The 13,435-nt window shown below is 51.6% G+C and carries 10 protein-coding genes; 6 read left to right on the top strand and 4 right to left on the bottom strand.

Translation table 11 applies throughout. The annotated features are described in order from the left end of the window. Positions 1–46: 46 nt before the first annotated feature. Both B2118_RS06090 and B2118_RS06085 read right to left on the bottom strand, forming a co-directional pair. Positions 47–826, bottom strand: coding sequence for an undecaprenyl-diphosphate phosphatase (locus B2118_RS06090; protein WP_428054171.1), 780 nt, complete (start codon positions 824–826; stop codon positions 47–49). Between the two features lie 3 nt (positions 827–829). Beyond that, complete coding sequence (locus tag B2118_RS06085) at positions 830–1,285, bottom strand: SixA phosphatase family protein (protein WP_428054169.1); 456 nt, start codon at positions 1,283–1,285, stop codon at positions 830–832. A 50-nt stretch (positions 1,286–1,335) separates the two neighbouring features. On the opposite strand from B2118_RS06085, the gene B2118_RS06080 reads away from it, so the two are divergent. The 6 genes from B2118_RS06080 (at position 1,336) to B2118_RS06055 (ending at position 10,897) form a co-directional block, all read left to right on the top strand. Continuing rightward, positions 1,336–4,347: a PD-(D/E)XK nuclease family protein gene (locus tag B2118_RS06080; RefSeq protein ID WP_428054167.1), complete on the top strand. Its 3,012-nt coding sequence runs from the start codon at positions 1,336–1,338 to the stop codon at positions 4,345–4,347. Further along, positions 4,344–7,574 carry a UvrD-helicase domain-containing protein gene (locus tag B2118_RS06075; RefSeq protein ID WP_428054165.1) on the top strand — a complete coding sequence of 1,077 codons (3,231 nt, stop codon included), beginning with the start codon at positions 4,344–4,346 and terminating at the stop codon, positions 7,572–7,574. Before B2118_RS06080 ends, B2118_RS06075 begins: the two co-directional genes overlap by 4 nt. A 35-nt stretch (positions 7,575–7,609) precedes the next feature. Then, positions 7,610–7,903: a YbaB/EbfC family nucleoid-associated protein gene (locus B2118_RS06070; protein ID WP_428054163.1), complete on the top strand. Its 294-nt coding sequence runs from the start codon at positions 7,610–7,612 to the stop codon at positions 7,901–7,903. A gap of 22 nt (positions 7,904–7,925) precedes the next feature. After that, positions 7,926–8,864, top strand: a complete 939-nt coding sequence (locus B2118_RS06065; protein ID WP_428054161.1) for an aldo/keto reductase — start codon at positions 7,926–7,928, stop codon at positions 8,862–8,864. Then, positions 8,843–10,147 carry an SPL family radical SAM protein gene (locus tag B2118_RS06060; RefSeq protein ID WP_428054159.1) on the top strand — a complete coding sequence of 435 codons (1,305 nt, stop codon included), beginning with the start codon at positions 8,843–8,845 and terminating at the stop codon, positions 10,145–10,147. The genes B2118_RS06065 and B2118_RS06060 overlap by 22 nt, the downstream gene beginning before the upstream one ends. Before the next feature lie 282 nt (positions 10,148–10,429). Further along, complete coding sequence (locus B2118_RS06055) at positions 10,430–10,897, top strand: type IV pilin protein (RefSeq protein WP_428054157.1); 468 nt, start codon at positions 10,430–10,432, stop codon at positions 10,895–10,897. Positions 10,898–10,933: 36 nt separating this feature from the next. Here the strand turns inward: B2118_RS06055 and B2118_RS06050 are convergent, their stop codons facing one another. Continuing rightward, on the bottom strand, positions 10,934–12,874 hold the full coding sequence (locus tag B2118_RS06050) for a DUF2339 domain-containing protein (protein ID WP_428054155.1): 1,941 nt from the start codon (positions 12,872–12,874) through the stop codon (positions 10,934–10,936). 43 nt (positions 12,875–12,917) lie between these two features. Further along, positions 12,918–13,397: a TlpA family protein disulfide reductase gene (locus B2118_RS06045; protein WP_428054153.1), complete on the bottom strand. Its 480-nt coding sequence runs from the start codon at positions 13,395–13,397 to the stop codon at positions 12,918–12,920. Positions 13,398–13,435 lie beyond the last annotated feature (38 nt).

Here is a 13,435-nt window from a genome sequence, read left to right as displayed (position 1 = left end):
AATAAACTATAAAAAGGGCGGGCTTTTAAGGCCCGCCCTTTTTGCGCTATTTCCAAAAGTAAAACGCTATAATCACAAGCCCCAAAAGCAGTCTGTAATAAACAAACACATTAAAACTGTGCGTTTTGATGTATTTCATCAGCCAGCCAATGACGAGTAACGCCCCCAAAAACGCGCTGACAAAGCCCCACAAAAGCGGCATATTAAAATCCGCCGGGGCCAAGTGGCGCAGTTCCAAAAGGGTGGCCCCGCCGATAATGGGCGTGGATAACAAAAAGGAAACCCGCGCGCTTGCACTGCGCGATAACCCCAGCAAAAGCGCCGCTGTAATAGTAATACCGCTGCGCGATACGCCGGGCATAAGCGCCAAGGCCTGCGCACAGCCGATAATCATCAACACCTTAAACGTAATGGGCGTATCGGGGTTTTTGCTTCCCTTTTTGTCGGCCCAGCCGAGTAGGCACGCAAACACCATTAAGCAAACGGCTATCATTAGCGGATTTCTAAAAGTATTCTCCGCTAAATCGTTAAGGAAATATCCGGCAACGGCGGCAGGCACCGTGGCGGCGGCCAAATACCACAGTTTACGCCCCTCTTGCGTGGTGGGATGAGTCAGTCCGTCTTTAATCAGCACGAACCAATCCTTGGCAAAGTACAAAAGCACGGCTAGTAGCGTGGCTGCGTGGAGCATTACGTCAAACGCAAGCCCCTGATATTCCATCCCGCGGAAGTACGGCAACAGGGCCAAATGGGCCGAACTGGAAATAGGCAAAAATTCCCCTAACGCTTGTAATAAACCGAGCAAAACCGCATCAAAAATCGTCATCGGTTACTCTCCAAAGCAGGTTAATTGGGGGCGGTGCGGGTTAGCAAAATCCAACACGGCAAAGGAGCCCGGCGCAAAGTGGTGAACCTCTTTGCAAAACAGGTGCAACACATACGCCACATTGGGGTTGTGGCCGACGGCAATCACTGTATCGTATTCTTGCATTTGCCCGGCTAAAAATTCGCATACCTCGCGGTCGGCGTGCAGACCGTTTAAAACCGTTTCCTTGGAAAGTTGCCCGCCCAAGGTTTGTTTCAAAATTTCAGCCGTTTGCTCCGCGCGCAAAAGCGGGCTTGTCAAAATAATTTGCGGTACAATTCCGCGCTCTTTTAAGGCCTGTGCGGTTTTTGCGGCTTTTTGTTTGCCTTCGTTAGAAAGCGGGCGTTCGGCGTCCGTATTTACACGGGCTTCCAAGCCGGATAAGGCGTTTGCGTGGCGTACAAGGATAAGTGTTTTCATATTTGCTTCCAAAAATGTAAGATAAAATAATATCTCTATTTTACAATTTTATGAAACTCTTTTACGCCCATTACCCTTCGTTGGAAAATGCCTTCGTCCGTTACGTCCGCAGCGAACGCACGGACGCGTTGGCCCCGTGGCTGGTGATTTGTTCATCCGGCTTGGTGGTCAGCCAATTAAAAAACCGCTTGGCGCGGGAATTTGGCGCGGCGGCCAATATCCATTTTATGACGGGCGGCGCGCTCGTGTCCGTGCTGGACGGTGAAGCCCCCGGCGCAACCTTGCCGCTTTTGCCGCAAGACAATTTGCGTGATTTTTTAATTAAAAATTTATTGCAGGAGCCGGGCCTAAACCGCTATCCCGCTTCGCGCGGGTTTGTGCAGGCGGTTAAAAGTTCCCTGCGCGACTTGGAGGACTCCTTGGCCGGGCCGGACGTAATAGACGAGTATGTGCGTACCGCTTCGGACACCGCCTTGGAAGCGGACAAGGAGCGGCTTATTTGGTTAAACCGCCTTTACCGTCGGTATTTACAGGCCCAGCAAAATGTGCCGGGCTACCGCCCGTATCAGGCGGCCTTTGAGCGGGCTCTCGCGCAGGTGGAAAAATCAGCCTTTTTAAAGGGCTTTAAACAAATTGTGTTTTACGGGTTTTACGATATGCCCGGCCGCCAGTTGGAACTGGTGAACCGTTTGCGCGGGCATTACCCGGTGGCGGTTTTTGCGCCGTATATGAATCACCCGGCGTACCATTTTGCCCGGAAATTTTTTGAGGCTAACTGGCTGTCCTCCGGCGGCGAAAACGCAGAAGCGGACGATTTTGGCGCGTTGGGGCCGGCCGCTAAAAGCGTTTTTTCGGCGGGAGAGGGGATAAATGCCCCGGGCGTGCAAATTGTAAGTGCGGGGGATGCTTCCGGCGAGTTGTTTTTTACCGCCAAGGAAATTTTGCGCTTGGTGGAAAAAGAGGGCTACTCCTTTGCCGATATTGCGGTGATTGCCCGCACGGCTACCCCTTATCAGGACGAACTGCGCCGCGTGTTTAAGCAAAACTGTATTCCGCTTAATGCGTCTTTTTCGTTCCCGGTTACGCATTATCCGCTGGGCGTGTTTTGTTTGAATTTATTTGCCTTGGCGCAAAATGGTTTTGAGCGTAACCTCGTGCTGTCGGTGGTGTCGTCTCCGTATTTTAAACACGCTTCCAAAAATAAATGGCGCGCGCTTATTTCGCGCTCGATCGTAAACCGCGATTTTAGCCAATGGCAGGATTTGTTGCCGCAAACCAAGAACTACGACCCGGAATTTTTATCGTGGCTGACGCATATCAAAGACCGATTGGAACAGTTGGGCCGCGCGGCGGAGTGGGGCGTATTGTCGCAGGAAGCCTTGGCTTTACTGCGCGAACTGACGGACGAGGAAACCTTTGAAGGCAAAGAAGCGGAAATTTACCGTGCTGTGTGCGAGCGCATACAAAGTTTGGCTTCGTATGGCGTGCTGCGCGCGCAGGCGCAGGCGGGCGAGTTTTTGGAAGAACTGGCCGACGCGGTGCGCGGGCTTACGTTTAACGAGGCCGAACCCGTCCGCGGCGGGGTGGTGTTTACCGACGCCGTGCGCGCGCGCGGGCTTTCGTTTAAGGCGGTATTTTTACTGGGGCTGAACGATAAAATTTTCCCTCTGTTAATGCCCGAGGACCCCGTTCTGCGCGACTATTACCGCTATGTGCTGCGTGATGTGCTGGGCTATTGGATTAACCAAAGTTTGGATAGGGGCGATGAGGAAAAACTCTTCTTTTTTGCGGCGGCTACTTCGGCGCGGGAAAAATTATACGCTCTGTATGCGCGGGGCGGTTCGGACGGGAAAGAGGTTTCTCCGTCAGTTTATTTGGCGGAACTAGCCCGGGCTACGCTTATCAACTGGCAGGCGGACGGTGCTTTGCGGGTCAGCGGGCGGTTTAGCGAAAAGTTATCGGCCGTTGCCGAGGATTTTTTAACGCCCAAGGAACTTTCTTACACCTTTATTTTTAGTCCGGAAAACGCCGCTAAAAAATATGAGTTGGCGCAACTGCTGACGCCTGGGATTGAAGACGCTCTTGCCGCCGCGGGCGAACTGGCCAAAAACGGCCCGCTAAACGCGTATGACGGCGTAATTAGCAGCGGGGCGGAAATTTTTGCGCAGGAAGATAAGTTGGGTTTTTCGCCTTCTACTTTACAAAAGTTGGGCCAATGCCCGATGCGTATCTTTTTTGAAAAGGGCCTTAAACTGCGCCAAGACGACGACCCGTTAAGCCGCCAGGAGTTGCCGCCCAATTTGCGCGGAACTGTTTATCACGAAATTTTAAAGGATTTCTACGAAGATTTATTTAAGCGCGGGCTTACGCACGATTTGTTTGACGAGGCCGCCTTGGAATATTTGAACCAAGCAGTTGAAAAACATTACCGCGCAGACAGTTACCGCCAGTTTGGCATTTATCCCGTGGTGTGGGAACTTTTACTGCAAGATATCAAGGACCTGCTGGGCGAATTTGTGCTGGCCGATTTGCACGACCAAGGTGATTTTGTGCCTGCCAAGTTTGAAATTCCCGTCTCGTTGGAGCCGTCCGAAAAACTGCCCCTGCGTCTGCGCGGGATTATTGACCGGGTGGATATTGATGAAAAGCATAAACTCTTCCGCATTGATGATTATAAATCTTCCCGCAAGGGCACCAAAGACTTGGCGGCGGATATCTTTAAACATCTTATCTTTCAGCCCTTTGTGTATGTGCTGATTGCGCGCCAACTGCCGGGACTAAAAGGCTACGGGTCGGCGGGTTCTTGCCTGTTGGCTATTGGCCCCAAATACCACCGCAGCGACTTGCTACCCGCCGCGTTTGAAGACGTATTACCGCGCGCTTGCCAATTTTTGGTATTGCTGACGGATTATGTAAAAAACGGGGTTTTCTTTATTAACCCCGATGACAAAAAGTGCCAATATTGTCCGTATGCGGCGGTTTGCCGCCGGGATAGTTTTAAGTCGCTTTTGCGTGCGCGCAAGAGTGCGGCCTACAAATCGTTACAGGAGGCAGTCAAATGAGTTTTACCGAAGACCGCTTGCAGGCGCAAACGCGTATGGGTGTGAATATTGTGGTAGAGGCCGGGGCCGGTACGGGCAAAACCACCCTGTTAATTGACCGCCTGTGTTTGGCGGTGCTGGCGCAAAATACGCCGGTTGAAAAATTGGTCGCGCTGACGTTTACCGAAAAAGCCGCCGCCGAAATCAAAACGCGCTTTGTCGCCAAATTGCAAAATTTAGTGGCCGCCGTTAAAAAGGGAACCCAGGATAGCACTTTGTCGCTCTTGCGGGAGCATTTCCCGTCGGTAAAGCCCGAAGAGTTGGTAAAACGGGCCGAAGCGGCGCTCTCGCGTTTGGACCGCGCTTCCATTGGCACGATTCACGGCTTTTGCGCCGATATTTTAAAATCCTTTCCGCTGGAAGCCGGGCTTTCGCCCAATGCGCAAATTGATGCGGGGCAAAAGGCCGCGCAACTGTTTAACGCGCGTTGGAACGCTTTTTTGGATAGCGAACTGGGGGCAAATGCACCCCGCGCCGCCCAATGGAAGCAGGTGTTGGCGGAAATTTCCCTGCCGGACTTAAAGGATTTTGCGGCGGAACTTTGCAGCGGCAAAATAGAATCTTACGATTATTATGCCCACCAAAATTTGCTGGCTTCCTCGTGCTTGGAAAAAGCCGCGCGCGCCCAGGAAATGGCGGAGTCTTTTTCGGCGGAAGTGAAGAAGCCCCGCAAGGTGGAAAAAATGCTATTGTGGGCGGCGGAATCTTTAAAGCGGACGGCGGCTTTTTTAAAGGGGGAAACCCCGGCCGCGCCCGCGGGGGAATACGTTAAACTTTCTTCCAATGACCAAGCCAAGGGCTGGGATGACGAAGCGTTTGACGAGGCTTGCTCGCTCGTGGATTTTGCGGGCAAAACCACGCCCGAAAAACAACGCCTGTTTCTGGCCGCGTATGACTTGGTAAAGGATGTAACCGCTCTTATTAGGCAGGACTACGCGCGGGAAGGACTATTGAGTTTTGACGATTTGATTGTTAAAACCCGTAACTTATTGTTGCAAAATCCGTCCGTGCGGGAACAGTTAAAAGCCAAATTTGACGTGTTGTTTATTGATGAGTTCCAAGATACGGACCCTGTACAGGGGGAACTGCTGCTGTTTTTAGCCGAGGCCAAAAACACGCGCGCTTCCCGTTGGCAGGATGTGCGTTTGGAGCCGGGTAAATTGTATGTAGTGGGCGACCCCAAACAGTCCATTTACCGCTTCCGCGGGGCGGATATTACGGCGTATGAACTGTTTACCGATTTGATTTTGCGGCAAGGTGGCGAAAAGTGCTTTTTGCAGGAGAACTTCCGCAGTACGCCCGAAATTGTGGAAACCGCCAACTCCATTTGTTCCCGCGCAATGATTCAGCAAACGGCCTTTCAACCCGCTTATGTGCCCATTTACACCAGTAAAACGGTGCGCAACGGGGCCGTGCAATGGGTTTTTGTGCCCGCACCCGAAGGGAAATTACCTTCCGCAGACGATTTCCGCGATAACCAAGCCGAGTGCATAGCCGACTGGATTAGCCAAAATGTAGGCGTTTTAACCTTGGCGGATGGAAGCAAATTGCAATACAAGGATATTGCCCTGCTCACGCGCGCCGCCACCACCGCCACGCCCTATACCGAGGCCCTGCGCCGCCGCGGCATAGCCTTTAACGTGGAAACGGACAAGAAATTTTACCGCAAACAGGAAGTAAGCGACTTTTTAAATTTTTTGCGTGCCGTATCGGACCCGGACGATAAAATTTCACTTGCCGGGGTACTGCGCAGCCCGCTATTTGGATTTACGGACGAGGAATTGTATCAAGTGGCCAAACGGGGGGAACTTTCCCTTTATGTGCGGCCCACGGACGAAAAACTTTCCCGCGCGTTTGCCGTTTTAAATAAATATGCCCGCTTGGCCGGGCGCAGAGGGCTAAAAGATTTCTTAACCGATATTTTAGAGGATACCTTTTTGCCCGAAGCGTGCGCGGCCTCGTACGAGGGCGAACGGACGCTGGGCAACTTAAAGCGGCTGGTGGGGCTGGCGGACGGTTATGCGGCGGACGGCCCGGCTTCGCTGGCGCAATTTTTGGCGGACGTGCAAACCTTACTGGAAGAACATCCGGACCGCTTGGGGGCTTCCACCACCGACGATGCGTTGGATGCGGTGTCTGTACTAACGGTGCACAAGTCCAAGGGGTTGCAGTTCCCGGTGGTTATTTTGGCGGATATGACGAAGAAGGATTCCTCTTCCTCCTCTGACCCGGTCCTGCATATTTTTTCTTGGCAGTACAATATGCACGGCCTAAGGGTGGGGAAAATCTGCGATGTAAATTTAGCCTTTTTGGAAGAAGAACAAAAAAAGCACGGCAAGTGCGAAGAAGTCCGCGTGCTGTATGTGGCTTTAACGCGCGCTAAGGAAAAACTGCTGTTGGTGGCTGATGCGCGCAAGGGGGCCGTAAAGGCCGCCGCTCCGTTTGCGTCTGCCGGGTTGTTCCCGGACGAGGAAACCTTGCCCAAAGAAGTGTCTGACGGGGAATTAACCGTACCCGTGGAATACGCCGCGTATGAGCCGCCAGAAAATTTCCGCTACCGCCATAACGAGTACGCCGCGAACCCGGAAACGGCCCAAAATATTAAGCATTGGCGCGAGGTATATGAGGAGCGTTTGGCCCGCTACCAAAAGTGGATTAGCGGGGACCACTTGCGCGCCCCCAGCGAAATGGCTGACCCTAATTTATTGACGGAGGAACAGCGCGCCGGGGCCGAATTGGGCACGGTGTGCCACCGGGCGTTGGAATTAATGCTCGCGCAAAAGCAGCCTCCCGAGCAGGCCGTTGTATCGGCCGCCGCACAATGCGCCGTACCCCACCGGGCCGGAGATGCACGCAAGGTATTATTGCCATTTACGACGAGCCCGTTATTTGCCGAACTTTCCGCTTGCCGGGTGTTGGCGTGCGAAATGCCTTTTTCGTATTTAGAGGAAAACGGCGAGGTGGAATCCGGCGTAATGGACGCCGTATTAACAGGGGCGGATAACCGCGTGTGGATTGTGGATTACAAAACGGATAAAGTAAAACCGGGGCAGGAAAAGCAATTATTAGATAAAAAGTACCGCTTGCAGTTGAACGCTTACCGCCGGGCGGCCGAAAAGATTTTTCCCGGGCGTTCGGTGCGGTGCAGCGCCGTTTTTGTGCGCACGTTTGCGGCGGTGGACTTATAAAAGTTACAATATAAAAAATCAGAAGGAGGGGTAGTATGTTTGATAAATTAGGACAATTAAAAGATTTGTGGAAACTTAAAAGCCAAATGGAAGAAATCAAAAAACGCTTGGACAATATGGTAATCAAGGTGGACAGCCCGCGCCATTTGTTTGAGGTAACCATTTCCGGCTCGCAGGAAGTGAAGGAAGTGCGCGTGGACGCGCTGATTAAAAACTTTGGCGAGGCGGAAATCGCAGAGGATTTGAAGGCCGTTATCAATAAGGCCGTGCGCGATAGCCAAGGTATGGCCGCGCAGGCAATGGGCAGTTTCGGTATGCCGAAAGCATAAACCTGCCGGGACCAAATATTTTATGAAATACAACCGCTTGGGACGAACGGAGTTATTCCTTTCCGCTATGGGCCTGGGCGGTTGGTCTTTTGGCGGTGGGTTGGATTGGGGAAAAACGGATGAAAAAGATGTATTAAACACCGTTTCCGCCGCGCTGGACGCAGGGATTAACTGGATGGATACCGCGCCGATTTACGGGGAGAGTGAAGCCCTTATCGGCCGCGCCGTAAAAGGCCGCCGCCAGCAGGTATTGCTTGCAAGCAAATGCGGGCTCGTCAAGAACGGCTCTTGGACGGACCACGATTTGGCCCCGCAAGCCCTTATCCGCCAACTGGAAACCTCGCTTTCCCGCTTGCAAACCGATTATTTGGACCTGTATCAAATCCATTATTTAGACCCAAAAACACCCCTAGAAACAGTCTTGGAAACGCTAACTAAGTTACAATCGCAAGGCAAAATCCGCTATATCGGCGTATGCAATTTTACGGCGGACGACTTGCGCCAAGCCTGCGGGCGGACTTCTGTCGCCAGCGTGCAAAACGAGTATTCTCTTTTGCACCCGCAAAAGGGCGAAGCGGTATTTCCCGCTTGCCGCGAACTGGGCGTTGGGTTTATCGGTTATGGCACTTTGTGCGGGGGAATATTAAGCGGCAAGTATAAGAAAGAGCCCAATTTCCGCCGCGCAGACGCCCGAAATTATTTTTATAAATGCTACCGCGGCCCGGCCTTTGAAGAGGCTTGCAAAACCGTTTTGCGCGTTAAAAATGTGGCCCAAGAATTGGGCGTTCCGCCCGGAGCGGTGGCGGCCGCGTGGGCCCTTACCACCGGGGCTGCAAGCGTGCTGGTAGGGGCGCGTACGCCCGAACAAGTGCATCAAAATGCACTGGGGGCGGACCTGGCTTTATCCGCGCAGCAATTATTATATTTGGAGGGAAAAACGTGTACCTGCCTGATGAAATAGAAAAATATTTACTGGCTCTTTTGCCCGCTTTGGGCGTAAACAAACTGCGCGAACTTATGCGCCTCGTATATGAAATTTGCAAAAGGGAAAAGGCGTCTATGCAAGCGGTTTTGCCCGTTCAAAAAACTCTCACCTTTGAAGTGGCCAAAAAACAGTTACTTGCGCGCCGCTATCCCGTCAATTTTAAAACCGCGCCCAAAAACCGCTTTTATTTGCCCAAGTTGGAATTAAACCCGGCCTTAAAGGCGGATTTAACCGAGCGGCCCTTTTATCCCAAAACCGTTTATATTGAAACTTCGGTGGCGGCCAGCGAACTGGCCGCGCGGGTGCGGAGCGCTTTCCCCAAGGCTGAATTTAAGGAAACAGACGGCAAAACACAAGTGGGCAGCCCTAACTTTTCCAAACGCTTGGATACCTTGCTCATCCACCGCGAAAAGTACGACTTTTTAAAGCCCTGCCCGTGCTCGTGCGCGGCGGCGGGGTGCGGATACAATTTAGTTAATTTGGGCTTCGGCTGCCGCTTTGAGTGCGAGTATTGTTTTTTGCAGCAGTACCAAAATTTGCACGCGGTACTACTGCCGGCCAATGTGGAGGAATTTTTGGCCAAAATTGACGGAGCCACTTTCCATAAAGGCCCGTTTGACCGCCCGCGTATCGGCAGCGGGGAGTTTACCGATTCCTTGGTATTTGACGATTTGACCCAATACTCCCAAAAGATTGTGCCGTTCTTCCGCGCACGCCCGCATTTACAGTTTGAATTTAAAACCAAAAGTGTAAACATCGGCGGGCTTTTGCAAGCGGGCGGATGTGAAAATGTGGTCGTTTCGTGGTCTGTTAATTCCGCTAAAATTACGGATTACGCCGAGCATTTTACCCCCAAATTGTCTGCCCGTTTGGCGGCGGCCAAGCAGGTGGCAAGTGAGGGGTACCGCTTGGGCTTTCACTTTGACCCGGTGGTTATTTACGACGGCTATCAGGCGGACTATGCCCGCACCGTGCAGGAAATGGCCGACACCTTGCCTAACGACAAGGTGGCTTGGATTAGCGTGGGAACGTTGCGGTTTAGCCGGGAACTTAAAAAAGTGGTGGAAAACAGATTCCCGGACAACACGATTTTGGACGGGGAATTTTTGCTGGATTTTGACGGCAAAATGCGCTATGGTGATAGTCAGCGCGTGGAAGCGTACCGCTTTTTGGTGCCGCTTTTGCGCAAGGCATTTCCCAAGGCACACATCTATTTGTGTATGGAAGACCCGCAAATTACCCGCGGCTTTTTGTTATAATTAAACTGTTGTACAAAGTCTAGAAGACTAAAAAATTTAATCTGTTTTTGGAGTCGTATGCAGAATACGGTGAGCATTGCAAAAAATGCACATTCCGAGTCCAAAAACAGCCGATTTAGGCGCAAAATTGCCGGACTAATTACCCGGCGGTTTTGTGCCGAGCGTTTATTGCCGCCTTCGGGTGGCAATAAACCGCGGCTGTTTGTATTTGGGTTACTCGGAATGGCTCAAATATAACAGCCGTTTTTGTTGTATTTTCTCCAAAAACAAAAAGGAGAAGATATGAAGCAAGGTTTTACCCTTATTGAATTGTTGGTGGTCGTCCTTATTATCGGTATTTTGGCGGCGGTGGCTCTACCGCAGTACGAAAAAGCCGTAGAAAAAAGCCGCTGGACGGAAGCCCTGACGGTAATGAAAAATGTGTACCAAGCGCAAGAGGTTTATAAAATGGCAAACGGCAGTTATGCCACCACCTTTGACGATTTGGATATTACCGTGCCGGGTGCGCGCAGTTCCGCCGCCCAATACAACACTAAAAATTTTAGTTATATTTTTGGCGTGGGCGGCGTGCCGCACGCGCGGAGACTCCAATACCCAAGCCGCTTTTTAATCGCGGTACCCGAACAGGGCCTTTATTGCCATACTCCCAAAAGCGATACTGCGGGCAATACTTTCTGCAAGAATTTGACGAACAGCGAAGCCGAAACCTGCTCCACCGAGGGTGGATATAATTGTTATTTGGTGAAATAATAAAAAGGCCCGGGGTGTTTGCTCCGGGCCAGTTTGTTAATTGGAATTTTTTTGCATTACTTTTAGCCGTACTTGCTGGTAGAGGAAAGACATCGCCAGCAGTACGAGCGCCACGCCGATAAGCGTGATAATCCGCGCGCCTAATGACAATTTCCATACGTCGCATAAAAACAGTTTGGCTAAGGCAAGCCCGATAAGAACGAGGCCGGATTTGGTCAGCCAAGCCCCCTTTTGTTTAAGCGCAAAGCATAGGCACAGCGCACCGCTTAACGCCCAAGCAATGGTATAGGCCGCGGCGGCGGAAACCTCGCCAAAGAAATTAAAATGCAGTTTTCCGCCATTGGAGTATGCAACCGCAATTTCCAGGTTAAGCAGAACAAATAAAACAAGCCCGCCTAATCCTTGTAAAAGCGCGCGGGTGCGTCCTGTTTCGCTCATCGGCCAACCCTTGGCGGACGCAAACAAGACTGCCGCACATACCGTATAGACGCCTAAAAAACAGTTCCAAATGCTGCTGGTGGGAGTGTAGTAATCCAGCACCGCCGGATTAATCACCAGCCGCACCGTGGCGGCGATTAACAGCCATTTGCCAAAGCCCAAGAGGTTTTTTACGGCCAACGGGCGGTAGAGCCAAATGAGCCCGCACCCTTCCAAGGCCAGCACCAGCGTGAGCCACCCCTTTTCAAATTGCTCGGCAATGCCAAACGTCAAAAATAAAACCACCGTTCCAAGCAGCCACGACAGCCGCTTGTTTTGGGCTTCGTCGCCCAGTTGGCCCCAGCGCCACACATAGGCCGTTAAACCGCTGTATAGCAAGGCAAAAATAAACGGAATAAGTCCGTTGGAAAGGTCCAACCGGCGGTCCCAAAGCAAGCACAAGAATACGCCCGCCACCAAAGAGGTACCCCATACCTGTTTGTCGTCGGCAAAGCGTTTTTTAAACACAAGGGGCACGGCGGCAAACAAAATATTCGTGCAAGAACCCCACAGCAAGAGGGCAGAAATATCCGTGCCCGGCTTGTCTGGGCACATTAACAGGCAGATACCCAACGCGATAAACCCCGCGGTTAAAATCCGCCCGTCCTTTAATGCTACGGCCCCGGCGGTGTAGAAGAGCGCAAACAGCGTGATAAAGCCCGCAATTAAAGTTGTTTGTGCACCAGGTCCGTTTAGTTGGGTGAGAACCGTCAGCAGACAGCAAGCCGTAAAAACGGCGGAAATAATAAATTGTTTGTTCCATTTTTTTAAGTAGGCCGTTCCCAAGGCTACGATATTTACACAGGCAAAATATACCAGCAGTAAAAGCAAATTGGGCTCTTGCTCTGAAAACAAAAACGGTGTTAAAAACGCGCCAATTTGGGCAAGCACGCCCAAGTAAGCCGTTTGCTTATATATCGCCGTACCAAACGCCGCCAGCGAAATAAATGCCAGCAAGCCAAACGTAAGTGGCAGGGCAAATAAACCGTACAGCGCGTGCCCCGCAAAACTGACAAGGTAGCAAATGGCTAGCCCGCAAGCGCACAGCGTGTTAGAAGTGGTTTTGTAGCCTGGGTTTTTAAGGTATAACCCGCTCCCCCACAAGGCAAGCCCGATAAGCAGCCCCGCCCCGATACGCATTTGGGGCGAAATCAAGTTGTTTTCCAGCGCATATTTCACCCAAAAAGCCGCCGCCAATAATAAGGCAAAGCCGCCAATCCACGAGAAGAGTTTTATAACTGTAAATTCGGAAGCGGCTTTCGGCTCGGCCGGTTTGAGATTTGCAGTCTTTACCTGTACGGGAGCCGGGGCAATCTCGGGGAATTTTACGGGCGTTGGCTTGGGCGTTTCCTGCGGCGCGGTGCCACTTTGCAATTCAGCCAGTTTCTTTTCCAATTTACCGATTTTCCAAGTGAGGTCGCTTACGTTGCCCTGTACAATCGCCAGCCAGATAAACATCCCAAGGCAGGCCAACACTAAAATAAGGCATAAAATTTCCATATCGGCTCCTATAAAATACCCGCCGGAGTGCGGCGGGTGAAGGCTATTTGCTTACTTTCTTTAAATAGTCGTGAATTTCTTGGCCTAACTCAGGGGAAAACCCTTCCCACATTTTTACGGCGTTGTGTTTTTTGTCAAACACCACTACGTGGGGCAGGCCGCTTACTTCCATACTTTCGGCAATGTTACTCGCGTTGTAGAGCGCCTTGGTTTTGAAGTTATGTTCCTTTACCACTTTGGCTACATCTGCCGGGTCGTCATCCAAGAACGCGGACACAATTTCCACTTGTCCGCCAAAGTTTTCGTTGGCGGCGTCAATAAACGGCATAGACATTTTGCAATACGGGCACCAAGAACCCATAAATACGATTAGGACAGGTTTCCCTTCGTAATCGGTAGAGATCCACTCGGTCTTTTCCCCGGCGACGGGCAAACTGAACTCGTCCAGCGTGGGAACCTGCGGCAAGCGCATACAAGCCACGGCCAAAACGGCCAAGGCCATTACCAGAAATACCTTTTTCATCTTTTTCTCCTTAAAGTATTGAAATCTGCCCGTGGGGG

The organism is Candidatus Avelusimicrobium stercoris, from assembly GCF_002437085.1.
Taxonomy (GTDB): domain Bacteria; phylum Elusimicrobiota; class Elusimicrobia; order Elusimicrobiales; family Elusimicrobiaceae; genus Avelusimicrobium; species Avelusimicrobium stercoris.
The sequence above is the reverse complement of the archived record's forward strand: the minus strand, read 5'-3'. Positions and strand labels throughout refer to the sequence as shown.